17 protein-coding genes and 1 tRNA gene are annotated in these 24,438 nt (G+C 64.3%); 8 read left to right on the top strand and 10 right to left on the bottom strand.

All coding sequences use genetic code 11. The features are described from left to right. The first annotated feature begins 109 nt into the window (after positions 1-109). On the top strand, positions 110-1,879 hold the full coding sequence (locus IVB32_RS08140; RefSeq protein ID WP_247299314.1) for an outer membrane beta-barrel protein: 1,770 nt from the start codon (positions 110-112) through the stop codon (positions 1,877-1,879). Positions 1,880-1,891: 12 nt separating this feature from the next. Further along, on the top strand, positions 1,892-2,158 hold the full coding sequence (locus IVB32_RS08135) for a hypothetical protein (protein ID WP_018453333.1): 267 nt from the start codon (positions 1,892-1,894) through the stop codon (positions 2,156-2,158). A gap of 161 nt (positions 2,159-2,319) precedes the next feature. Here the strand turns inward: IVB32_RS08135 and IVB32_RS08130 are convergent, their stop codons facing one another. Both IVB32_RS08130 and gltB read right to left on the bottom strand, forming a co-directional pair. Next, entirely contained in the window at positions 2,320-3,771 is a 1,452-nt protein-coding gene (locus IVB32_RS08130; RefSeq protein WP_018453334.1) for a glutamate synthase subunit beta, read from the bottom strand. Positions 3,772-3,919: 148 nt separating this feature from the next. Continuing rightward, complete coding sequence (gene gltB, locus IVB32_RS08125) at positions 3,920-8,653, bottom strand: glutamate synthase large subunit (protein WP_026232514.1); 4,734 nt, start codon at positions 8,651-8,653, stop codon at positions 3,920-3,922. A gap of 492 nt (positions 8,654-9,145) precedes the next feature. Here gltB and IVB32_RS08120 point away from each other — a divergent pair, with 492 nt between their 5' ends. Beyond that, positions 9,146-9,895, top strand: a complete 750-nt coding sequence (locus IVB32_RS08120; protein ID WP_018453336.1) for a hypothetical protein — start codon at positions 9,146-9,148, stop codon at positions 9,893-9,895. 241 nt (positions 9,896-10,136) lie between these two features. Here the strand turns inward: IVB32_RS08120 and IVB32_RS08115 are convergent, their stop codons facing one another. Further along, positions 10,137-10,907 (bottom strand): alpha/beta hydrolase, encoded by a 771-nt coding sequence (locus IVB32_RS08115; protein WP_018453337.1) that lies wholly within the window; start codon positions 10,905-10,907, stop codon positions 10,137-10,139. 316 nt (positions 10,908-11,223) lie between these two features. Continuing rightward, a complete protein-coding gene (locus IVB32_RS08110; RefSeq protein ID WP_026232515.1) occupies positions 11,224-11,685 on the bottom strand; it encodes an Hsp20 family protein in 462 nt (153 codons plus the stop codon). Positions 11,686-11,904: 219 nt separating this feature from the next. Here IVB32_RS08110 and IVB32_RS08105 point away from each other — a divergent pair, with 219 nt between their 5' ends. After that, complete coding sequence (locus tag IVB32_RS08105) at positions 11,905-12,852, top strand: alpha/beta hydrolase (RefSeq protein ID WP_018453339.1); 948 nt, start codon at positions 11,905-11,907, stop codon at positions 12,850-12,852. Between the two features lie 79 nt (positions 12,853-12,931). On the opposite strand, the gene IVB32_RS08100 is transcribed toward IVB32_RS08105, so the two are convergent. Further along, entirely contained in the window at positions 12,932-15,697 is a 2,766-nt protein-coding gene (locus IVB32_RS08100) for a di-heme-cytochrome C peroxidase (protein WP_085350689.1), read from the bottom strand. Positions 15,698-15,871: 174 nt separating this feature from the next. Next, a complete protein-coding gene (locus tag IVB32_RS08095; RefSeq protein ID WP_162496403.1) occupies positions 15,872-17,668 on the bottom strand; it encodes a tetratricopeptide repeat protein in 1,797 nt (598 codons plus the stop codon). 245 nt (positions 17,669-17,913) lie between these two features. On the opposite strand from IVB32_RS08095, the gene IVB32_RS08090 reads away from it, so the two are divergent. Beyond that, a complete protein-coding gene (locus IVB32_RS08090) occupies positions 17,914-18,546 on the top strand; it encodes a LysE family translocator (RefSeq protein WP_018453342.1) in 633 nt (210 codons plus the stop codon). Positions 18,547-18,552: 6 nt separating this feature from the next. Here IVB32_RS08090 and IVB32_RS08085 read toward each other — a convergent pair whose 3' ends face one another. Beyond that, entirely contained in the window at positions 18,553-19,305 is a 753-nt protein-coding gene (locus IVB32_RS08085) for a sulfite exporter TauE/SafE family protein (RefSeq protein ID WP_018453343.1), read from the bottom strand. Between the two features lie 89 nt (positions 19,306-19,394). On the opposite strand from IVB32_RS08085, the gene IVB32_RS08080 reads away from it, so the two are divergent. After that, positions 19,395-20,285, top strand: coding sequence for a LysR substrate-binding domain-containing protein (locus IVB32_RS08080; RefSeq protein WP_018453344.1), 891 nt, complete (start codon positions 19,395-19,397; stop codon positions 20,283-20,285). A 42-nt stretch (positions 20,286-20,327) separates the two neighbouring features. Here the strand turns inward: IVB32_RS08080 and IVB32_RS08075 are convergent, their stop codons facing one another. From IVB32_RS08075 to IVB32_RS08065, 3 genes are all read right to left on the bottom strand, one after another. Further along, a complete protein-coding gene (locus IVB32_RS08075) occupies positions 20,328-21,293 on the bottom strand; it encodes a tripartite tricarboxylate transporter substrate binding protein (RefSeq protein WP_018453345.1) in 966 nt (321 codons plus the stop codon). A gap of 17 nt (positions 21,294-21,310) precedes the next feature. Continuing rightward, on the bottom strand, positions 21,311-22,093 hold the full coding sequence (gene hisN, locus IVB32_RS08070) for a histidinol-phosphatase (RefSeq protein WP_018453346.1): 783 nt from the start codon (positions 22,091-22,093) through the stop codon (positions 21,311-21,313). A 537-nt stretch (positions 22,094-22,630) separates the two neighbouring features. Next, entirely contained in the window at positions 22,631-23,521 is an 891-nt protein-coding gene (locus IVB32_RS08065) for an N-formylglutamate amidohydrolase (protein WP_018453348.1), read from the bottom strand. Positions 23,522-23,884: 363 nt separating this feature from the next. On the opposite strand from IVB32_RS08065, the gene IVB32_RS08060 reads away from it, so the two are divergent. Both IVB32_RS08060 and IVB32_RS08055 read left to right on the top strand, forming a co-directional pair. Further along, the gene (locus IVB32_RS08060) at positions 23,885-24,244 is read left to right on the top strand and encodes a response regulator (RefSeq protein ID WP_007597092.1); all 360 of its coding nucleotides are present in this window, start codon (positions 23,885-23,887) and stop codon (positions 24,242-24,244) included. 73 nt (positions 24,245-24,317) lie between these two features. Then, positions 24,318-24,392, top strand: a tRNA-Val gene (locus tag IVB32_RS08055). The last annotated feature ends 46 nt before the right edge of the window (positions 24,393-24,438 follow it).

Genomic DNA, 24,438 nt, shown 5'->3' with positions numbered 1-24,438 from the left:
ACCCTCAACCGGTCGTTAACCATAATTGTTTTAACTCCATTAACGATAGTTCCCGCCGATCGGTGGGGACAATCGCGAAAGTGTTTGATTTCGTTGGAGTTCTTCCATCGTGGGGTCGTCTCCAGGCACGAGCCGGAGCAAACGCGCGCATTTCCTGCGCGCGGCTTTGCCGTGCTTTGCGCTGACGGTCCTCGGAAGCGCCCCCGTGGCCGCCCAGAGCCTCACCCCCGACCTGTTCAGTCCCAACCGCGGTGGCTTCGCTTCGCCCGACACGCTGCCGACGCGCCGCACCGCGGGCGTTCCGCAGGCACCGTCGGATGCGCTGCCGGCGCTGCCCGATCCCAACTCCGACTTTCGCAAGCGCCAGCAGACGCCGGCGCGCCCATGGCAGAACCCGACGAACCAAAACGCGACCAGCCAGGTCCCGACCTATGGCCTGCCGGCCGCCAACGGTGCGAGCAGCTCCGGCTACGACTCGCTGAACCGCAAGCGGCAGCAGCCGAAGTTCTATCCGGGTCAGCCCAAGCCGAAGCGCCCTGCTGGTCCCGGCTCGCGGGCGCCGACCACTACGCCGCCGCCATCCACGCTCGGTTCGCCGAAGATCGCGCCGCCCCCGTCCGCCTCCGCCAACAAGGCGCCCGTGCCGGCGGCGATGGCGGGCACCGTGCCCGGCCAGCCGCTACGCCGCCGCCTCAAGGCCGATGACGATGCGTTCGGCGCGGTCGGCGACTATGCCGGCAGTTTCCTGATCAAGGGCGGGCTCGAGCTCTCCACCGGTTACGACACCAATCCGGCGCGTCTGAACAAGCCGGTCGGCTCGCCGGCCTATGTGGTTGCACCCGATCTCCTCGTGGCGTCCGATTGGGAGCGCCACGCGCTGGTCGCGGATCTGCGCGGCTCGTTCTCGGGCTACACCAACAACATGCCGGCGACGATCGACGGCTTTGCCTCGCCTTCGCCGGTCGAGGTCGACCGCCCCGACTTCAACGGCCATGTCGACGGCCGCCTCGACGTCAATCGCGATCTCAAGCTGACCACGCAGCTGCGCCTGCGGCTCGCCACCGACAATCCCGGCAGCCCGAACGTGCAGGCCGGCCTGCAAAAATATCCTGTTTATGCCGCCTATGGCACGACCGTCGGCTTCGACCAGAGCTTCAACCGCTTCCAGATCGCGGCCGGCGCCACTGTCGATCGCACCGCCTACACCAACTCAAAACTGACCGACGGCTCGACCTTCAGCAACGACGATCGCGACTTCAACCAGTATGGCGGCGTCGGACGCTTCTCCTACGATCTCAAGCCGGGGCTGAAGCCATTCGTCGAGATCCAGGGCGACACCCGCGTCCATGACCTGGCCGCCGACCGCAACGGCTATTTCCGCGATTCGAACGGCGGCTACGCCAAGGTCGGCACGTCCTTCGAGTTCTCGCGGATCCTCATCGGCGAGGTCTCGGTCGGCTATTCCGCGCGCAACTATGTCGACCCGCGCCTGAGCCAGCTCGCGGGCTTCCTGACCTCGGGCTCGCTGATCTGGAGTGCAAGCGGCCTCACCACGGTGAAATTCGCCACCGACACCCAGATCGCCGAGACCACCGTCCCCGGCTCCTCCGGCGTGCTGGTGCACACCTACGGGGTCGAAGTCGATCACGATTTCCGCCGCTGGCTTACGGCAGTGGGCAAATTCACCTACGGCACCTACGACTATCAGGGCCAGAATCGTAACGACAAGACCTACTCGTTCGAAAGCAATCTGATCTACAAGCTCAACCGCAACATCTGGATCAAGGGCACGCTCCGCCACGACATCCTGGATTCGAACCAGCCGGGGTCAAGCTCGCAGGCGACGGTGGTGATGGTCGGGGTGAGGTTGCAGAATTAGAGGGGAGGCCCCGTGGCGGCTCGGATTACTTTGGACATCAACTCGGCTGGAGTATTCGAGCTATGGCTCAATCCCGAAGGCCGAGACCTTCTCGTCAAGGAACTGCTCGCCCTGAGCGAGACCAACGACCACTTTCACCTGATGCCCAGTGAAGTAGCCTCGGACGTCGAAGTTTCGGCGCGTCCCTATCGGCCGAACGACAAGCTTCTCGAATACGGTAAGGTGCTGTTCCGGCTTGACGAGTGGGACGCACAGCACTTTCCGCACGTCTTGGGCTAAGGCCCCGTCGCTCTCGCCATCTACTCCGCCGTCATGCCCCGCGAAGGCGGGGCATCCAGTACGCCGCGGCTTCTCGGTAAATCACAACTGTTTCGGAATACTGGATCGCCCGCTTTCGCGGGCGATGACACCGTTTGTAAATCTGACAGCGAGCCAAGCAACTACCGCGGCAGATCCGTCTTCCCCATCAGGAACGTATCGATCGACCGGGCACACAGCCGGCCCTCGCGGATGGCCCAGACCACCAGCGACTGGCCGCGGCGCATGTCGCCGGCGGTGAACACGTTGGGGCGTGAGGTCTGATAGTCCAGCGTGTTGGCCTTGACGTTGCCGCGGGGGTCGAGCTCGACCGAGAGCATCTTGAGCAGGCCCTCGTGCACGGGATGGACGAAGCCCATCGCGAGCAGGACGAGGTCGGCGTCGAGTTCGAACTCGGTGCCGGCGATCGGCTTGAACTTGTCGTCGACGCGCACGCAGTGCAGCTTCTTGACCTTGCCGTTCTCGCCGGTGAACTTCTGCGTCAGCACGGCGAATTCGCGGATCGCGCCTTCGGCCTGGCTGGAGGACGTCCGCATCTTCAGCGGCCAGTTCGGCCAGGTGAGGCCCTTGTTCTCGTGCTCCGGCGGGGCGGGCATGATCTCGAGCTGGGTCACGGAGAGCGCGCCCTGGCGCAGCGAGGTGCCGATGCAATCGGATCCGGTGTCGCCGCCGCCGATGACGACGACATGCTTGCCACCGGCCAAAATCTCCTGGACGCCGTTCAACGGTTCCTCCGACACGCGGCGGTTCTGTTGCGGCAGAAAGTCCATGGCATAGTGGATGCCGGCAAGGTCGCGGCCGGGAATCGGGAGGTCGCGCGGGGCTTCGGCGCCGCCGGTCAGCGCCACGGCATCGTACTCGTTGAGCATCTCGCGTGGGTCGACATTGCCGTCGGCGCCGACATGGCTGTTGTAATGGAAGGTGACGCCTTCGCCTTCCATCTGCGCGACGCGGCGGTCGATGATGCCCTTCTCCATCTTGAAGTCGGGGATGCCGTAGCGCAGCAGGCCGCCGGCCTTGGCGAACTTCTCGAACAGATGCACGTCGTGGCCGGCGCGCGCGAGCTGCTGCGCGCAGGCCATGCCGGCCGGACCGGAGCCGATCACCGCGACCTTCTTGCCGGTCTTATGGGCGGCGATTTCGGGCTTCAGCCAGCCATTGTCCCAGGCGCGATCGACGATCGCGCATTCGATGGTCTTGATGGTGACGGGGTTGTCGTCGATGTTGAGCGTGCAGGACGCCTCACACGGCGCCGGGCAGATGCGCCCCGTGAACTCCGGGAAATTGTTGGTCGAGTGCAGATTGCGCGAGGCTTCTTCCCAGTTGCCCTGATAGACGAGGTCGTTCCAGTCCGGGATCTGGTTGTTGACCGGGCAGCCGGGCGTGCCGGGCGAGACCGAGCCGGTGCCGTGGCAATAGGGAATGCCGCAATTCATGCAGCGCGCGGCCTGGTCGCGCGTTTCCTTCTCGGAGAGGGGAACGACGAACTCGTGGAAATGCTTCACGCGCTCGGCGACCGGGGTGTACTTGCGGTCATGCCGTTCGATTTCGAGAAAACCCGTGATCTTGCCCATTAAACCCGAAGTCCCTGCCGCTTAAATTCGTTGTGTTTCTCTCTCGTCGTCATTGCGAGGAGCGTGAGCTTCGAAGCAATCCAGTCTGCATCCGAGGAGAAAGTCTGGATTGCTTCGCTACGCTCGCAATGACGGGCGCTGATATTTCTTACGCCCCGATCGCGATTTTCGGCTCGGCGTCCGCGTTGGCGGCCATCTCGCGCAGCGCGCGCCGGTATTCGACCGGCATCACCTTGCGGAATTTTGGCAGCCAGTCCTTCCAGTTGGCCAGGATGTCGGCGGCGCGCCTGGAGCCTGTCGCCTTCGCATGGCGCGTGATCAGGACGTGCAGCCGCTCGACGTCGGAGGCGAGCAGGTCCTTGAACACGTCGACCCGGCCGTGCGCTTCGAGGTCACCGGAGTGGTGATAGGTGCCGGCGTTGATCAGCTCTTCCGACAGCACCGGCTCGAGCTCGACCATCGCCATGTTGCACAGCCTGTCGAAGTCGCCGGTCTCGTCCAGCACATAGGCGATGCCGCCGGACATGCCGGCCGCGAAGTTGCGTCCGGTCTTGCCGAGCACGACCACGATGCCGCCGGTCATGTATTCGCAGCAATGGTCGCCGGCGCCCTCGACCACCGCCACGGCGCCGGAATTGCGCACGGCAAAACGCTCGCCGGCGATGCCTCGGAAGTAGCACTCGCCTTGAATGGCGCCGTACATCACGGTGTTGCCGACGATGATGCTCTCTTCCGGCACGATGCCGCTGTTGGCCGGCGGCTTGACGATGATCTTGCCGCCCGAGAGGCCCTTGCCGACATAGTCGTTGGCTTCGCCTTCGAGCTCGAAGGTGACGCCTTGCGCCAGCCAGGCGCCGAAGGCCTGGCCGGCGGTGCCCTTGAGGCTGACATGGATGGTCTCATGCGGCAGGCCGGCATGGCCGTAGATCTTGGCGACCGCACCCGACAGCATCGCGCCCGCGGAGCGGTTGGTGCTGTTGATCTTGGCCTCGATCTTCACCGGCGCACCGCGGTCGAGCGCAGGCGTCGCCTGCTCGATCAGCGTGCGGTCGAGCACCGCTTCCAGATGATGGTTCTGGCGCTCGGAGTGATAGATCTTCTGGCCCTTCTCTTCCTTCTGCTTGACGAAGAGCTTGGAGAAATCGAGCCCCTTGGCCTTCCAGTGCGCGACCAGCTTGGTCTGGTCGAGCAGCTGCACCTGGCCGATCATCTCGTTGAAGCTGCGGAAGCCGAGCGAGGCCATGATCTCGCGGACCTCCTCGGCGACGAAGAAGAAGTAGTTGATCACATGCTCGGGCTGGCCGGTGAAGCGCTTGCGCAGGACGGGGTCCTGGGTCGCGACGCCGACCGGGCAGGTGTTGAGATGGCACTTGCGCATCATGATGCAGCCGGCCGCGATCAGGGGCGCGGTGGCGAAGCCGAACTCGTCGGCGCCGAGCAGCGCGCCGATCACGACGTCGCGGCCGGTGCGGAAACCGCCGTCGACCTGGACCACGATGCGGCTGCGCAGCCGCTCGCGCACCAGCGTCTGGTGGGTTTCGGCGAGGCCGATCTCCCACGGCGAGCCGGCGTGCTTGATCGAGGTCAGCGGCGAAGCGCCGGTGCCGCCCTCGAAGCCCGCGATGGTGACATGGTCGGCGCGCGCCTTGGCGACGCCCGCGGCTACGGTTCCGACGCCGATCTCCGAGACGAGCTTGACCGAGACCGCGCCGTCCGGGTTGACGTTCTTGAGGTCGTAGATGAGCTGCGCCAGATCCTCGATCGAGTAGATGTCGTGGTGCGGTGGCGGCGAGATCAGGCCGACGCCCGGCGTCGAATGCCGGACCTTTGCGATGGTGGCATCGACCTTGTGGCCGGGCAACTGGCCGCCTTCGCCGGGTTTTGCACCCTGCGCCATCTTGATCTGCATCATGTCGGAGTTGACGAGATACTCCGTGGTGACGCCGAAGCGGCCCGAGGCGACCTGCTTGATTGCCGAGCGCATGCTGTCACCGTTCGGCATCGGCTTGAAGCGGTCGGCTTCCTCGCCGCCTTCGCCGGTGTTCGACTTGCCGCCGATCCGGTTCATGGCGATCGCGAGCGTGGTGTGCGCCTCGCGCGAGATCGAGCCGAAGCTCATCGCGCCGGTGGCGAAACGCTTGACGATGTCCTTGGCCGGCTCGACCTGGTCGAGCGGTACCGGCTTGCGCTTCTCTTCGTCCGCATTCTTGATCCGGAACAGGCCGCGCAGCGTCAGGAGACGCTCCGACTGCTCGTTGAGGATCTTCGCGAAGGCGCGGTAGCGTTCCAGCGAATTGCCGCGCGCGGCGTGCTGGAGCAGCCCCACCGACTCGGCGGTCCATGCATGGTCCTCGCCGCGGCTGCGATAGGCATATTCGCCGCCGACATCGAGCGAGGTCTTGTACACGAGCGCGTCGCCGAACGCGTCGGCATGACGGCGCACCGCCTCTTCGGCGATCTCGCCAAGACCGACGCCCTCGACGCGGGTGTGCGTGCCCGCGAAGAATTTTCCGACGAATTCCGCCTTCAGGCCAATGGCGTCAAAGATCTGCGCGCCGCAATAGGACTGGTAGGTCGAGATGCCCATCTTGGACATCACCTTGAGCAGGCCCTTGCCGATCGACTTGATGTAGCGCTTGACGATCTCGTAGTCGTCGAGCGAGCCGGGCAGGCGGTCCTTCATCGCGATGATGGTCTCGAACGCCAGATACGGATTGATCGCTTCCGCGCCGTAGCCGGCGAGACAGGCGAAGTGATGCACTTCGCGCGGCTCGCCGGATTCGACGACGAGGCCGACCGAAGTGCGCAATCCGGTGCGGATCAGATGATGATGCACGGCGGCGCAGGCCAGCAGCGACGGGATCGGAACCCGGTCGGTGCCGACCATGCGGTCGGACAGGATGATGATGTTGACGCCCTCGCGCACCGCGCTCTCGGCGCGCGCGCAGAGCTCGTCCAGCACCTGGTCCATGCCGGCCGCGCCGAGGCCGGCGTGGAAGGTGGTGTCCAGCGTGCGCGACTTGAAGTGCGACTCGGCGACCTCGGAGATTGAGCGGATCTTTTCGAGGTCCGCGTCGGTCAGGATCGGCTGGCGCGCTTCGAGGCGCTTGGTAGTGGCTAGGCCTTGCAGGTCGAACAGGTTCGGCCGCGGTCCGATGATGGAGACGAGGCTCATCACCAGCTCCTCGCGGATCGGATCGATCGGCGGATTGGTGACCTGCGCAAAGTTCTGCTTGAAGTAGGTGAACAGCGGCTTGGCCTTGGCCGACAGCGCCGAGATCGGCGTGTCGTTGCCCATCGAGCCTGCGGCTTCCTCGCCGGTGGAGGCCATCGGCGTCATCAGGATGGTGATGTCTTCCTGGCTGTAGCCGAACGCCTGCTGGCGATCGAGCAGCGACAGGTTGGAGCGCACGCCGGTGGTCGGCACCTTCGGCAGCTCTTCCAGCACGATCTGGGTCCGCTCCAGCCACTCCGTGTAGGGATGGCTCCTTGCGAGCTCGGCCTTGATCTCGTCGTCGGGGATGAGGCGGCCCTGCTCGAGGTCGACCAGCAGCATCTTGCCGGGCTGCAAGCGCCACTTGGTGATGATCTGGTCCTCGGGAATCGTCAGCACGCCCATCTCGGACGCCATCACGATGCGGTCGTCCTTGGTGACGAGATAGCGCGCCGGCCGAAGGCCGTTGCGGTCCAGCGTGGCACCGATCTGGCGGCCGTCGGTGAAGGCGATCGCGGCGGGGCCGTCCCACGGCTCCATCAGGGCTGCATGATATTCGTAGAAGGCGCGGCGCTTCTCATCCATCAAGGGATTGCCGGCCCACGCCTCCGGAATCATCATCATGACGGCGTGCGGCAGCGAGTAGCCGCCCTGCACCAGGAATTCGAGTGCGTTGTCGAAGCAGGCGGTGTCCGACTGGCCTTCGTAGGAGATCGGCCAGAGCCGGTTGATGTCCTTGCCGTACAGCTCGGAGCTCACCGAGGCCTGGCGCGCCGCCATCCAGTTGACGTTGCCGCGCAGCGTGTTGATCTCGCCATTATGCGCGATCATGCGGTAGGGATGCGCCAGCGACCACGCCGGGAAGGTGTTGGTCGAGAAACGCTGGTGCACGAGCGCCAGCGCGCTCTCGAAATCCTTCTCGTGCAAATCGGGATAGTACTTGCCGAGCTGGTCGGCGAGGAACATGCCCTTGTAGATCACGGTGCGGCAGGACATCGAGCACGGATAGTAGCCGGCGAGGCCGCGGTCGCGGCGCTGATAGATCGCTTGCGAGATCGACTTGCGCAGGATGTAAAGCCGGCGCTCGAAATCGTCCTCGGTCTTGGCGGTGCCGTTGCGGCCAATGAACACCTGCATGCAGGCGGGCTCGGTCGGCTTTACGGTGACGCCGAGCGAGGAATTGTCGGTTGGCACGTCGCGCCAGCCGAGCAGCGTCAGGCCCTCTTCCTTGATCTGGTCGGCGATGATGCTCTTGATGACGTTGCGCCAGGCAGTGTCGCGCGGCATGAACAACGCGCCGATGGCGTATTCGCCCGGATTGGGCAGCACGAAGCCGAGCTCCTTCGCCTTGCGGCTGAAGAAAGCATGCGGGATCTGCACCAGAATGCCGGCGCCGTCACCGGCGCGCGGGTCGGCGCCGACGGCGCCGCGGTGCTCGAGGTTACAGAGGATGCTGAGCGCGTCCGCGACGATCTCGTGCGACTTCTGGCCCTTGATGTTGGCGATGAAGCCGACGCCGCAGGAATCTTTTTCCAGGCTCGGATCGTACAGGCCTACGGCCGGCGGCCGTGAATTGTGTTCCTGAATCGGATCGGTCGTTTTCGAGGCGACCGTCGCCGACAGTTGTTCTGCCACGATGTTTCCGCGCTCGACTTGCGACCCGTTCATGTTCTCGTCCTCTCCATGCGGCAAGCTGCCTCACCGCCATCTTCGGCGCACCTTGGGCGTCCCGCGGCACCCGCTTCTGGGTCACCGCTCGTCCGCTCGCGAGCCGCATTTTCTTAAATTCAGGCCAAGGCGTTCTTCGTCCCCGAGAACGGCTTTGCCTGTTGCCTTCTTGGCGCTCGAAAGCACCGACTTTCGTTGCAATCCCTATGCCGGAACCGCAAGCAAAATTGAGACAGTCTTCCTGTCCTAACCATCACCTTGCCAAATTTTTGTCTATCACACAAGCGCGCGCAAGTCCCGATTCCCCATATGTCAATCAATCGCTTTCCAAAAGTTGCGCGGCCCCGGTTTTGAAGCAAACGCGCCCTGATCCGGCCCTGCCGACGCCGGAATCCCCAATGAAGCTTCGGATCAACCCTTTGGAAGACCCGCCACGCCGCAAGAAGCAAAAGAGCGCGATCCATCCGGGGGCCTGACAGGAGCGTCTCGACCATGAAGTTTTTCACAGGATGTGTGGCCGCCGCCACGCTGGCGCTGGCCGCGACCGCGGCTCAAGCGCAGGTTCCAGCGCGAGGGGCGATGATCGCGGTCTCGGATTTCGACGCCCCCTATGCGCCGTCGGAGGCCGCGCCGCCGCCGCGCTACGGCTATGGCTACGAAGAACGCGGGCCGGCCCCGGTGCTGCTGCCATCGACCGAGGTCTACGCGGTGCTGCGCGAGAACGGCTTCTCTCCACTGGGCATCCCGCGCCTGCGCGGCGGCGTCTACACCATCGCGGTGATTGACCGCCGGGGGGAGGACGGCCGGCTCGTGATCGATGCCCGCGACGGAAGGATTTTGCGCTTCATGCCGGCTGCCGACGCCTACGGCATGGCACCCGGCTACGAGCAGCCTGCGGTTGCACCTTACCGCCCGCAAAGCGCGCTGCCGCCGCCGACCATGGTCCGCAGTGGTCCGCCCCGCCCTCCGGCCCCGATCCCGCATGTCGCCAGCCGTTCCGTGCCGCTGCCCAAGGCGGCTCCGCCGCGCGAGGCCCCGGGCGTCCCCGCCAAGCCGGCCGAGCCTGCGACGCCGCAGGCCCAGGTGCCGCAGGCACAACCTGTGACGCAGACCGCGGCCGCCGTGCCGTCCAAGCCCGCTGAGGTCGCACCGCAAGCCGCCGCGCCAACCGTAGGTCAGGTCAAGCCTGCCGCGACTATCCTGCCTACGCAGGAGATGCCGGCGGCACAGGGGCTGGACTAAGCGCGGGCGTTTGAGGCGATGGCCCGCATCACCCCAACGGTGTCGTCCTGGCGAAGGCCAGGACCCATACCGCGAGGTGCATCATATGAGTGACGCGGGAGTACCGAACTCCGAATCTTCGCCAAACTCCTCCCTGTGGTGATGGGTCCTGGCCTTCGCCAGGACGAGGTTGGGGAGAGAGTTAGCGCAAACAGAAGGCGTCTCAGCACTCAGGCGCCTTCTGAACCATGACGAGCGCGGCTCAGCTCCGGCCATACCCCGCCGCTTCCAGGATCAAATTCGCCACCTCCTTCGGATGCGACACCAGCGACAGATGGCCGGCGTCGAGCTCGATCGTGGTTGCGTTCATGCGCTTGGCGAGGAAGCGTTCGAGATCGGGATTGATGGTGTAGTCGTTCTTCGACACCGCGTACCAGCTCGGCTTGGAATGCCATGCCGCCTCCGTGGTGCGACCGGCGAAGATCGAGGCGGCCGTCGGCCATTGCACGGCGTAGAGCTCCTTGGCCTGCTCCGGCTTAACGCCATTGGCGAAGTACTTCAGGAAGGCGTCTTCTGACAGCTTGGTGTAGCCGTCGCGCTCGACGACGCCGGCGCGTGCCGGTCCCGCCGGAAACTGCTTCGACAGCGCGACAAAATCCTCGTTGGCATCGGGCGCACGGGCGGCGACATAGACGAGGCCGGTGACCTTCGGGTCGGTGCCGACCTGGCTGATCACGGTGCCGCCCCAGGAATGCGCGACCAGCACGGTCGGACCATCCTGTTCGGCCAGCACGCGCTTGGTCGCCTCGACGGAATCCGCAAGCGACGACAACGGATTTTGCACGGCAGTTACGTTGAGCCCTGCGGCCTGGAGGATCGGGATCACTTCCGACCAGCTTGAGCCGTCGGCCCAGGCGCCGTGCACCAGCACAACGTTCTTGGCCTTTACGGTCTGCGGCGTCTGCGCGTGAGCGAGGCTGAGAGGGGCCGCCAGCAGGCTCGCGGCGACGAAAAGGCTGCGCCAGAAAGTCATGATTGTTCTCCGTCTTGTTTTTGGGTTCGATATCCAAAAGACGATGCGCGGGGCGGCGGTGTTACGCCATTTCACCGCTCTGTGATGCGGCGCAACAGTCCAGCACGGCCGTTCAGCAATCGGTGACGTCCCGGCGACGACCGAGACCATCCTCTCTGGTAAGGTATGGCAGATCCGTCGTTCGGTATTTCTTCCGTGCACGATTGATCGATCTCGCGGCAGGATTCCCCGGCTCTCGCCGGGACGAGGAGAGCCCAACAAAAAAACGCCCCGGGGCACCGGGGCGTTTTCGCAACCTGGAAGCGGCCGACGTGATTTACGCGGCTACCGAGTTCTCGATCACCTGTGCGCCTTGCGCACCGGTGTTGATCGCGATGTGGCGGGGCTTCTTCGCTTCGGGAATCTCACGGACGAGGTCGACGTGAAGCAGCCCGTTCTCGAGCGAGGCGTTCTTCACCTGCACGAAGTCGGCAAGCTGGAAGGCGCGCTCGAAGGCACGCGCGGCGATGCCACGGTACAGCACTTCGGCCTTCGAGTTCTCGTTGGCGACTTTCTCGCCCTTAATCGTCAACGTGTTTTCCTTCGCGACGATGGAGAGCTCATCCTTGGCAAAGCCCGAAACCGCAACGGTGATGCGGTAGTCGTTCTCACCGGTACGCTCGATATTGTAGGGGGGATAACCGGGGCTGCCGTCCGAACCGGCCTGGTCGAGCAGGTTGAAGAGACGGTCGAAGCCGACGGTGGAACGGTAGAAGGGGGTCAGGTCGTAGGTACGCATGGTCAAGTCCTCCATTGAGCGACTGTTGAGTAACCCGCCCGCCAATCGGGCCGGGCTTTCGTCTGTGTGCAGCCTGATGTTCCGGTTCCGAAACACTGGTAGCGGCCTGCACCAAGGTGATATGGGTTCAGGGGAACGGCGTTCAAGAGGGCGGATACTCAGCCTTTTCGGCGCTCCCGCCCCTGATTTGCAGCTCTTCGTGCCCAAGCCCTCCCCATCATGACGCTGGTCTCGATACCGTCCAATCCCGTTCCCGAAGACGTCGTCAGCGGCACCATCAAGACCCCTGATGGCGTCGAGCTGCGCTTTGCGCGCTGGGCACCGCCGGCGAACCGCAAGGGCACGGTCTGCGTCTTCACCGGACGCAGCGAGCAGATCGAGAAGTATTTCGAGACCGTGCGCGACCTGCGCGACCGCGGTTTTGCGGTGGCGATGATCGACTGGCGCGGGCAGGGCCACTCCTCGCGCCGCCTGCGCGATCCGCGCAAGGGCTATGTCCGCGACTTCGCTGATTTCGAGATCGACGTCGAGACCTTCGTGCAGCAGGTGGTGCTGCCGGATTGCCCGCCGCCCTTCTTCGCGCTCGCCCACTCCATGGGCGGCACCGTGATGCTGCGGGTGGCGCATGCGGGCAAGCGCTGGTTCGACCGCATGGTGCTGTCTGCGCCGATGATCGACCTCCCCGGCCGCGCCACCTCGTTTCCGGCGCGGGCTCTGCTGAAGACGATGCGCGTGCTGGGGATGGGCGGCCGTTATGTCCCCGGCGGCAGCGACCAGATCACCGGGCTCAATCCCTTCATCAACAATCCGCTGACCAGCGACCCCGTGCGCTATGCGCGCAATGCCGCAATCCTGGAGGAGGATCCGACCCTCGGGCTCGCGTCACCGACGGTCGCCTGGGCCGATACCGCCTTCCGCGCGATGAACACCTTCAAGGGCAAAAACTACCCGTCCGAGATCCGTCAGCCGATCCTGATGCTGGCGGCCTCCAGCGACACCGTGGTCTCGATCGCGGCGATCGAGGAGTTCGCCTATCATTTGCGCGCAGGCTCCCATCTCGTGATCGCCGGTGCCAAGCACGAGATTCTCCAGGAGCAGGACCGCTACCGTTCCCAATTCTGGGCAGCCTTCGACGCCTTCGTGCCAGGCACGCCGCTGTTCAAGTGAGGGGAGGCGATGCTGCCCTGCGACCACACGCCGGCATGCCGGGACAAGCCCGGCCATGACGAGGAAGTAGCATCACCCACTACAGCGTCTTCAGATACTCGATCAGATCGTAGCGCTCGTTGTCGTCCTTGAACACGCGGCCGATGACACCGGGACGTTTTTCCTCGCCCGGCTTGCGCTCGAAGGAATGGCCGAGCACGCTGTTGCCCTGGATCGGATCCTTGTCCGACCCGGCCGAGAACTCGGTTTCACCCGTCTTGCACTTCTCGTTGGCGGTGACCGCAAAGCCGACGGTCACGGGATCATAGTCGCGGCGGCCCATGCAGAATTTTTGCGGGCGCTCGCTTGCAGGCTTCAGCAACCAGTAGAGAGAGGGCACCGAACCGTTGTGCAGATAGGGTGCCGTGGCCCAGACGCCGTTCAGCGGCCGTGCCCGATAGCGTGCTCCCCCCACCGGATTGAGGCAGTTCTTGCGCGCGAGATTCCACAATTTCGACCGCTCGGCGTCCGGAGTCTTCTCGTCGTCCATCCATTTGCGGGCGACGAGATCCACCACCGTCATCAACCCGAGCGCATAAACCATCTCGGTCGGCGAGCTTGCGGTCGAGACGTCGCATTGCCACCATTTCTGGAGGTCGGCCGTATTCACCTTCAGGAAGCCGGGCAGATCGACGATCCTGTTGCTGAGCACGAGCGACTGTTCGGGATCCGTCTTGATCTCGTCGAGGGGGATCGTCACCGCGTTCAGCACCTTGCTGTCGCCGCTCGGCTCCCAATGTCCCGACGACCAGAAAGCCGGGGTGTCGATCGCCGGCAGATGGCATCCGGAGCACATCTCGGCGTAGATCTTGCGGCCATTGTCGACCTTCTTTTGATCGAGCCTCCAATTGTCGCCAAGGATCTGCGAGGGCCATTTCGGCGCCAGCAGGCCGCCGAACTTCGGGCCGGTGGAGGGATCTGCCGTCTTGAACGGGTCTGGCCCCCTGAGCATGTCCTCGATCCAGCCGAGCGTGTTGATATGAACCGAGGAGCGCCACAGCCTGTCCTCCGGGTAGGCGTCGGACAGGTTGAGCAGCGCCGTCACGCCGAGGGCTTCGCCGGCGTTGCGGATCAGCGGCTGCTCGATCGAGGCGTCGTACTGGGCGAACTTGAACCAGGGCACGGTCCAGATCGGGGGATAGCTGACCGGCGCGTCCTGGGCGTGCAGGTTCTTCTCGAATCCCTTGATCCCGCTCAGCGCGAGATCCTGCGAAAAAACTTGATTGCCGATGCGATTGAGAGCGTCGAGGCGACCGAACCCTTCCTCGGTGTCCTGCTGCTGCCTGCCGTTCCAGGTCTTCTTGCCTTCAATCGTCTTTTGCTGGGTTTGCGCCCAGTCGATCAGGAAGTTGCCGATCGCGCTGAGCTTCTGCTTGAGCGCGGCGCGGTCAGCCTTGCTGGCATCGGGGCCGAGCACGCGATCGGCGAAGCGCTGGAAGCGGAACGGCACGTAAAGCGTGTAGGCGATCGACAGGCCGGTGGAGACCTCGAGCTTCTTCAGGTCGGTCATGGCCGGGCCGCCGTCGAAACGCACGTCCACGCCCTGGTAGTGGATCTGGCCGGTATGGCAGGCCGCGCAGGTCAGCCCGATCTTGTCCTCTTCGCGACGGCCGGTCGCGGGATCGACGACACCGGTCATCCGTGCGAAGCCGACCGGCAGGCCGTCGACGTTCTCCGCCGGCGTCCACCTGGTCGACCAGTCCGGCACCTGTGTCGTCTCGTAGACATTGGCATAGCCGAAGCGGCGCAGTGACGTCGCGTCAGTCTGGATCGACTGCGGGCTCGGGATGAACCCGAAGCGCTCGAGATAGGTGCCGTCCGTCATCATGCCCGGCGCCGAGAACAGATGCAGGCGCGGCTGCTCCAGGGCCATGAACCATTCATAGGGCACCGGGAAGGTCGCTGTGCCCTGGCTGGCATGGTGAAACCAGTGCCTGTCCTTCAGCGACCAATTCTGTTCGAGCCAAAAGGCCGCCTTCGTCTCCGGGACCGTGGGCAAGGGTGGCGGCAGGAGATTCACGAGAATTCCCTTTTGCGGCAGCATGGCGCGCACCTGGTCGGGAAATTCGGCGACCGCAACGAGCAAGGCGAGACCGAGGGCGAGCAGCAGGGCCGCAACCTTGAGGGCGCCCCGCACCACACGCTGGCAGGTGGACAGCACCGGCTGCGATACCAGCCGCTGGTTGATGCGAGCAGGGAATTGCCGCTCGTTGAACAGAGTGCGCACGTCGGCCACGCTGAGATAGCGGTCCTCACCCGCGCCCTTGCCCATGATCTTCAGGAGGATCGGCCACTCGAACTTCATCAGCAGGGGGTAGTACCAGCGCGCGGCGCTGCCGGCGCGCTTGAGGTTGTCGCGCATGAAGACGCCGATTTCCGAGGCGTTGAGACCGGGCTCAGAGCCGCCGCCGTTCGGATCCCGGTAGTCCCGGCCGAAGCTCGCAAACCGCGCAAGCTCGTCCTCATCGACCTTGCCGTCGACGCCGAGGACGCGCGAGCCGGCACCGCGCTTGTCGAGAGGGCCGCCACGCAACGCGTCGAGCTGTGCGCCCGAAAATATGCTCTTCAGGATGTGACCGAGCCCGTTGGCGATAAGCGCAACGCCGCGGACCTGGATGCGGGCCGAGACCTTCTTCAGCCCGGTCTCGCCGCTCGCATTCGCGATCGTTTGCGACAGCGTGCCGAGCGGAACGGTTCTGCCGTCAACAAACCCCTCGCCGACGAGGCCGCGGAGGAATGGACAGGGATTGTTCGGGGAGACCTGGATCGAAGGGTCTAAGGAGGGCTTCGGAGCGGAGTCATGCATGGCCCAAATCCTGAAAACGGCGAATCGTGAAATACAGACGCGGCGATAGAGCGCGGAAAGTCCTGACAAACCGACAACACGTTATACTACTTCAGCGTGTAGCCGAGTGTGGCTGAATTCACTGTCGTGTCAATAAAGGCGGAGGGGACATTGCCGCGTGGCCGCGGCTGGCTCTCAGGATTCGGCGACGCGTTTGACGTCGCTCGAAACCAGGGTCAGTTTGCCGAGCGGCACGCCCGCATTCAAGAGTCCGGCGCGGTAATGGGCGAGGTCCTCGGGCCGCTTCCAGTGGAAATTGCGCAAATGGCGGTCGACATTGAGAGTCGGGTAGTTAGCCATGAGCACGCGGGTCGCCTCGACCGCCTCGTCGCCGCGTCCCAATTGCGCCAGCGCCGCGGCGCGGATTGCCAGCGCCTGCAAATGGTTCGGGTTGATGTAGAGCTGTTCTCGAGCCCATGACAGAGTCGCGTCATATTGGCCCAGCAGATAATGGCTGAAGGCGTTCAGTGCGGCCCATTGGTAGCGCGGATCGCTGTTGTCGCGCTGTGCGGCCATCGAGAACAGCTCGATCGCCTCGCGGTGCTCGCCGATGACGAAATGGCAGATGCCGAGCACGCCGCGCGCGCCGTTGTCGTAGGGGTTGAGCGCGACGGCGCGCTTGGCGGCGTCCATCGCGGCCTCGTAATGCCCCTCCAGCGCGTGGGTCCAGGACAGGATCGAGAACGCAAATGACGAGCGCGGATCGAGCCGAACGCTGGTTTCGGCAAGCTTCATCGCCTCGGCCCACATCTCGCGCGTGCCCTTGACCCAGCCGAACTGGATGCTCTGGATCTGAATCGTGGCGAGATAGGCGTGCGCAATCGACAGCTTGGGCTCGAGCCTGATGGCCTCCCGGAACAGGTCGACGGCGATGGCCAGGTCTTCCTTGGTTTGCCGATAATAGTGCGACAGTCCTTTGAGGAAGCGGTCCCAGGCGGTGACGTCGGTCGAGAGCCGCGCCGGCGCCGAGGCTTCGGCCCGGACGATCTCGGTGGCGATGGCGGCGGACAGGTTGGTGGTGATCTCGTCCTGCATCGCGAAGAGATCGCCGATGTCGCGGTCGTAGCGGCCAGTCCAGAGCTGCTCGCCGGTCTCCGGCGCGATCAGCTCTGCGGTCACGCGGATCTTGGCTCCGGCACGCCGCACCGAACCCTGGATCAGATAGGTGGCGTCGATCTCCCGCGCGATCAGGCGGGTGCTGGCGTTGTTGCCCTTGAACACGAACGTCGAGTTGCGGCTCAGCACGCGATAGAAGGATTGCAGCGACAGCGCGTGGATCAGATCCTCGGTCAGGCCGTCGGAGAAATACTCGTCCTGTGCGTCGCTGAGATTGGCGAAAGGGAGCACGCCGACGATCGCGGTGCGATACTGCTGCGAGAGGGCGGATGCCTCCCTCAGCGCGGGCGCAAGCGCCGGTGCACCTTCAGGCGTCCAGGTCCAGACCCCGATCGGATCCTTGATGTTCTTGAAGCGGTGGTTGCCGGCATCGACCAGCGGCACGGTGAGATGCTTGCTGGCCTCCTTGTAGGCCTTGGCCGAGATGGCGAAGCCGCCGGGGCTCGCCACGGCTTCGAGGCGGACGGCAATGTTGACATCGTCACCGAAGACCTCGTCCTCGTCGGCGATGACGTCACCCATATGGATCCCGAGGCGGAACTGCATGGCGCGATCGGCGGGCAGATGGTGATTGCGCTCCGCCATCAGGGTCTGCATCGCGATCGCGGCCTCGGTGGCGCCGACGATCGAGGGGAATTCCAGCAGGAAGCCGTCGCCGGTGTTTTTGACGACGCGGCCGCCGTGATTGAGGATGATGGGATGGATCGCGCTGCGATGGGCCTTGAAGGCGGCATGGGTGCCGGCCTCATCGGTGCCCATCATGCGCGAATAGCCGGCGACATCGGCGCAGACAATGGCAGCCAGACGTCTTTCCATATTCCGGAGCTCCAAGAGACTTGCAAGAGACTTGGAAGAGATCGAGGACCGGCCACAGCGTGGCAGTCGCCTCGAATCCCGCATTCAAAGAACCCGTTCCTTATAGAGCAGATGAGGCCGAGCGAAAGTATGATCCGCATTGCAAATTCGAGGTAAATCCTCGGCAATCCGGCAGTGGACGGGGACGAGCGAACGCACTAAGCCGACCTCTTGGGCTACGGTTGGGCGGCGGAGGCACGTCACACATGCTGGGCATTCACGAAATCTGGCTCTTCGTCCTGTCGGGCGTGCTGCTCAACATCACGCCGGGGCCTGATACGGTCTATGTGATCGGCCGCAGCATGCAGCTGGGCTGGCGAGGTGGCGCCGCGGCCGCGCTGGGCATCAGTTGCGGCTGCTTTTTCCATGTCGCGGGCGCGGCAATCGGCCTTTCGGCCCTGCTGATGGCCTCATCGACCGCGTTCTCGATCCTGAAGCTGGTCGGAGCGGCCTATCTCGTCGTGACCGGGCTTCAGATGCTGTGGTCGCGCCCGGTGCTGGCCTCGGCCATCGACGAGCCTGTGCAGAGCTCGCTGCGGCGGGTTTTCCTCCAGGGCGTCTTCACCAACGCGCTCAATCCCAAGGTCGCGCTGTTCTTCCTTGCCTTCCTGCCGCAATTCGTCGCAGCGGACTCGGCGCACAAGCCGCTCGCCTTCCTGATGCTGGGCCTGATCTTCATCTGCACGGGAACGCTGTGGTGCCTGGTGCTGGCGGCGTTCGCGGCAAGGGCCGCCCACCGCTTGCGGAGCTCCGAAGGCGCGGTCGCCTGGGTCAACCGTACCCTCGGCGGCCTCTTCATCTATCTCGGCATCCGCGTCGCCATGCTGGAGACGCGGTAACGTCCTTTACGCGAATTCCTTCAGCAGCGCGCTGCCGGCGAGATAGAGGCCGAGCAGGATCATCGCGATCAGGAACCAGCGGCGAAACGCTTCCGCCGGCATCCGCGCCCGCACCGTTTGGCCGATATACATGCCGGCAAACGCGCAGGCCATGCCCACGGCGCCCGGCACCGCGTTGGCCGGCGTCAGCAATCCCCCCGCGGTGAGATTGAAGGCGAGCGCCAGTGTCGCTGTCGTGAAAAACACGCCGAGCGCCTGCACCAGCTCGTCCTTCTCCATGCCGATCGCCTGCATGAACGGCATCGAGGGGATCACCTGCACGCCGGTCGAGGCCGAGATCACGCCGGTGACCACGCCGACCACGCCGCCGACCCATTTCTCGTTCTTTGGCGCAACATGAAACTGGAATTTGTTCAGCCCGATGATCGCGTAGATGACCAGGAGCACGCCGAGCACGATCGTGCCGTAGCGCGCATGCGGGCCGGTGAGCGCGCCGGCATTGAGCCAGCACCCGATCACGGTGCCGATCATCAGCGGCCACAGCCGCCTCAGGATATCGCGCAAATGGGGGCCGACGAAGGTCTGCCAGATGTTGGTGACGATGGCGGGGACGATCACGATGGCGATCGCGCGGCTCGGCGCCATGCTCACCGCGAGCAGGCCCATGGAGACAGTCGGCAGGCCGAGCCCGACCACGCCCTTGACGAATCCGGCGATCAGGAAAACGGCGGCGATGAGAATGAGGAGCGGGTCGATCATATCTGCACATTGACCGATGCAGCGCGCCGGCACAATCTGTAGCTTACGGAGAAAGCCTTCGTTTGGAACGAAGGCTGAAGGGACCCCCGATGCGCTTCGACCTCGTCGACCTCCAGCTGTTCATCGCGGTCGCCGACCAGCGCAGCATCACCCGCGGCGCGGAGCGGTCGCATCTGGCGCTGGCCTCAGCCAGCGCGCGCATCAAGGGGCTGGAGGATGCGCTCGGCGTCGCGCTGCTCAAGCGCGGGCGCCGCGGCGTTGAGTTGACCTCGGCCGGCGAGAGCCTGCTCGATCACGCCCGTCTCGTCATTCACCAGATCGACGCCATGCGCGGCGATCTCGCCGGCTTTGCCAGCGGCGTGCGCGCCAGCGTGCACTTCCTCGCCAATACCTCGGGGCTTTCGGAGCATCTGCCGAAGGCGCTCGCCGGCTTCCTGCGCGAGCATCGCGACGTTGCCATCGACATCGAGGAGCGCGAGAGCACCGACATCGCGGCCGCGATCACTGCGGGCGCGGCCGATCTCGGCTTCGCCGCCGAGCACGCGCTGCCCGATCATATCGAGCGATTCGCCTTCAGCGAGGATCGCCTGACGCTGGTGACGTCTAGGCGCGGCCCGTTCGCCGGCCGCCGCGCGATCGATTTCCAGGAGGCGGGCGCTTGCGACTTCGTCGGGCTGACCAGCGCCACCGCGCTTCAGGTGCATATTTCGAAGCACGCCGCCCGGCTCGGCATGCGGCCGCATTACCGCGCACGCTTGCGCGACTTCGATGCGATCTGCCAGATGGTCGCCGCCGATGTCGGCGTCGCGCTGGTGCCCGAAGCCGCGGCCCGCCGCTGCGCAAAACTGATGCCGCTCGCCATGGTCCGCCTGCGCGATAGCTGGGCCAACCGCAAACTCGTGATCTGCGCGCGAAGCTTCAAGACACTACCGCGCCCGGCGAAGATGCTGGTGGAGCATTTGCGGTCTGCGGCGGTGTGAGTTCTGGGATTTCCCCTCCCTTTAGAAGAGGTTAAGACGCAGCTACTTCGCCGTCTCCACGCCAGCGTCCTTGATCACCTTCGCCCATTTCTTCGTCTCGTCCGCGATGAATGTGCGAAAATGCTCCGGCTCATCGCCGACCAGCGTCGCGCCCTGGGCAGCGAGCTTTTCCTTCACCGCCGGATCCGCCATCGCCTTCGTGGCCAGATCATGTAGCGCGGTGACGATCTCCTTCGGCGTGCCCTTCGGCGCGACCATGCCGTACCAGTTCTCGATGCGCAGATCCGCAAAGCCCGCTTCCGCGGTGGTCGGCACGTCAGGCGCCGTCGGCGAACGCTCGGCGGAGCCGACCGCGATCGGTCGCAGGGCGCCCGCCTTGACCTGCGGCAGCAGCACGGGGAGGTCCAGGAACGTCATCTGCACCTGCTGGCCCAGCAGATCGTTCACGGCGGGCGCCGCGCCGCGATAGGGCACGTGCACGATGTCGATCTTGGCCGTCAGCTTGAACAATTCACCGGCGAGATGCGGCAGGCTGCCGGGTCCGGAGGAGGCGAAGTTGAGTTTTCCCGGCTGCGCCTTGGCGAGCGCGATCAATTCCGCGATGTCCTTTGCGGGGACGTTGGTGGCGACCACCAACATTTCCGGCACGGTTGCGACCAACGTCACGGGCGTGAGGTCGTTGAGCGTATCGTAGGCGACCCTTTCCATGCTCGGGCTGATCGCCAGCGCGCCGGCGCTGGAGATCGCGATGGTGTAGCCGTCAGGTGCAGCCTTGGAGACGGCATCGGTGCCGAGCACGCCACCCTGGCCGCCGCGATTGTCGATCAGCACCGGCTGCCCTGACAGTTCCGACATGCGCTGGCCGATCACCCGCGCGATGATATCGTTGGGGCCGCCGGCCGGAAACGGCACGATCAGCTTGATCGGCTTGGCCGGGAAATTCTGGGCGGAGGCGAGCGTCGGAAAAAGAAGCAAGGCCGCGAGAAGGAGCGTACGCCGGTTGGTCATGCAGGCTCCTAGATCGCCTAGCCGTTGAGCAGTTTCAGTGCTTCTTCGTGAACCCTGGCGTCGCCGGCCGCGACGATGCGGCCGCCGCCCTGGGCCGGCTTGCCTTCCCAGGTGGTGACGACGCCGCCGGCACCGGTCACGATCGGGATCAGGGCTGCGATGTCGTAAGGCTTCAGCTCGGTCTCGACCACGAGATCGACGTGACCTGCCGCCAGCATGCAATAGGAGTAGCAGTCGCCGCCATAGCGCGACAGCCGCGCGCCCGTTTCGATGCGGCCGAAGATGGCGCGGTCGCGCTCGCTCATCAGCAGCGGGCTGGTGGTGTAGGTCGTCGCCTCCGACAGCAAGGCGCAGCGCCGGACCTGGAGCCGGCGCTCGCCGGACGGGCCTTTATAATGAGCCGAGCCGCTGTCGCCGGAAAAGCGTTCGCCGATGAAGGGCTGGTGCATCATGCCGTAGACCGGCGTGCCCTTGTGCAGGAGCGCGATCAGCGTGCCCCAGATCGGAAAGCCGCCGATGAAGGATTTGGTGCCGTCGATGGGGTCGAGCACCCAGACATAATCCGAATCCTCGCGCTCGTTGCCGAATTCCTCGCCGACGATGCCGTGCTGGGGAAAGTTGGCCTTGATCAGACGCCGCATCACCGCCTCCGCGGCGCGATCGGCCTCGGTCACGGGGTCGAAATCCTTGGTCTTGCTCTTGTCCTCGATCGACAGCGAGGTGCGGAAGAACGGTAGGATGGTTTCGCCGGAGGCGGTGGCGAGCCGTCCGATGAAGGCGGAGAAATCGATCACCGTCACGGCGTATCCTCAAAAAAGCGAAAGTCGGGTGAAGCTCACTCCTGCCTAGCTCAAATCGGAAGAATCGTGCAGCGCTGTCTTGCTTTTGCACCCTGGTATTTTGGATGCCGGATGCGTCCCTCCTTCAAAGAACTTGGCTGGCCAAAAATCGATCATTGAGTTGAAACCTTAGTTCCGGATCTGCCTCGTTCGTATGCAAATGACTATCAACCCATTGAATTTCCTTATCAAAGGAACTGAATCTGGGTTTCTCTAGAAGCAACCGAGCTATGTCCTCATTGCATGGGAAACCGGTCGAAAGCCCTTGCACTTTGTGCGTCGCGGCCGCATATTGTTGCGGTGCGGTAGCGCTTCTCGCGTTACTGCTGCCCTCCTTGGGCGTTTCCTCCCTAGACTTGGGCCGCTTCTTCATTAGAAGCGGCCCTTTTTTCTTTCAGCCTCTGCTTTCTCTCGGCATCGGCTTTCATTTCGATGCTCGCCGCGAAACGCATTCGCGCTGATCGCACCCAACACAATTGTTCGAAGAAAACGTCGCGCCTATTCAGCCGCGGCCTGGAACGGGCCGAGATCGCCGAACGGGACCGTGGTCGCCAGCACGTCTGCGAGCACGCCGAAGTCCGACGCCACTTGTGCAAAGCGCGGACTGCGCTCGCGCCGCCGCTCGTCCATGTAGATTGCGCGGTTGAGCTCGAGCTGCACGGCATGCAGGCCACTGGCCGGGTTACCGTAATGCTCGGTGATGAAGCCGCCGGCGTAGGGCTTGTTGCGGCCGATCGAATAGCCGAGGCCGGCCATGGTCTCCTCGACCCGGTCGGGCAATAGCGGCGTGCAGCTCGTGCCGTAGCGGTCGCCGATGACGATGTCGGGCCGGCGCGGCTCGTCGCGGGAGACGCCGACCGAGGGCATCGAATGGCAGTCGACCAGCACGACGGTGCCGAACATCTGGTGCACCTTGTTGATCAGCCGGCGCAGCGCGCGATGATACGGCTTGTACAGCGTCTCGATCCGCCCCAGCGCGTCGTCGACCAGGATGCGCTCGCGATAGATCTCCTGGCCGTCGCCGACCACGCGCGGAATGGTGCCAAGTCCGCCGGCAACCCGCATCGAGCGGGTGTTGGCAAAGCTCGGCAGGCGCCCGGTGAACATCCGGGGATCGAGCTCATAGGGCTCGCGGTTGACGTCGACATAGGAGCGCGGAAAGTTGACCCGCACGGTCGGAAAGCCGCGCTCGCTGAGATGGCCGATCAGCTCGTCCATGAAGGAATCTTCGGAACGCCGCAGCGTCGGCAGGTCGATCCTGGAGGCGCTGAGGAATTCGTCCGGATAGGTCGAGCCGGAATGGGGCGAGTTGAAGATAACCGGCGCGCGCCATTGCGCGGGCTCAACGATCTCGAAGGCTGGCGACTTGTCGCCGTCAAACCGGGTCATCTTCTCAGGCTTCGTCCCTTGGTGTCAGGCTTCGCCCTTGGCAATCAGGCTCCGCCTCTCGGTATCAGGCTTCGCCCTTGGCGCATTGATTCGGCCGATCGGGCGGCTCTTATGTGTCGTCATTGTCCGGAATCGCAACCATCCTGCCAAGCGAAAAGATGAGATCTGCGCTGGAACATGTCTTAACCCTGCGGGCAGCGAGGTGGGGACCGGCAGGTACGGCTCGATTGCTTCGTGCCGTATTCCGGTTCACAAGAGTCCGGCAGCGCGAGCTGCGGAGGGTAAAGATTTTCACCCCAAATTTACCCTCCGTCGGGCTTAGTGACCTCCGCTGATATCCTCTGGGGATTCGACATTTCCGCCATGCCAAAGATCCTGCTCGCCGAAGACGACAACGACATGCGCCGTTTCCTGGTCAAGGCGCTGGAAAACGCCGGTTTTCAGGTCTCGTCCCACGATAACGGCATGGCCGCCTATCAGCGGCTACGGGAAGAGCCGTTCGAGATGCTGCTCACCGACATCGTGATGCCGGAGATGGACGGCATCGAGCTCGCCCGCCGGGCCTCGGAACTCGACCCCGACATCAAGATCATGTTCATCACGGGCTTCGCCGCGGTCGCCCTGAACTCCGATTCGGATGCCCCCAAGAACGCCAAGGTGCTGTCCAAGCCCGTGCATTTGCGCGAATTGGTCAGCGAAGTGAACAAGATGCTGGCGGCCTAAATCGGCCCCCTTCCGTCCTTGCACCGGCTCCCGTGAGCCGTTATAGGGACCCGACCCGATCTAGAGACATCTAGGGCGCGTAGCTCAGCGGGAGAGCACTACCTTGACATGGTAGGGGTCACAGGTTCGATCCCTGTCGCGCCCACCATCCTTCGCTCGCGATAGCCGAGTGAAGGATGCCACGCCGAAGCCCA

The organism is Bradyrhizobium sp. 23, assembly GCF_023073295.1.
Lineage (GTDB): Bacteria > Pseudomonadota > Alphaproteobacteria > Rhizobiales > Xanthobacteraceae > Bradyrhizobium > Bradyrhizobium canariense_D.
Note: the sequence above shows the minus strand (reverse complement) of the source record. Positions and strands in the feature narration are given on the sequence as shown.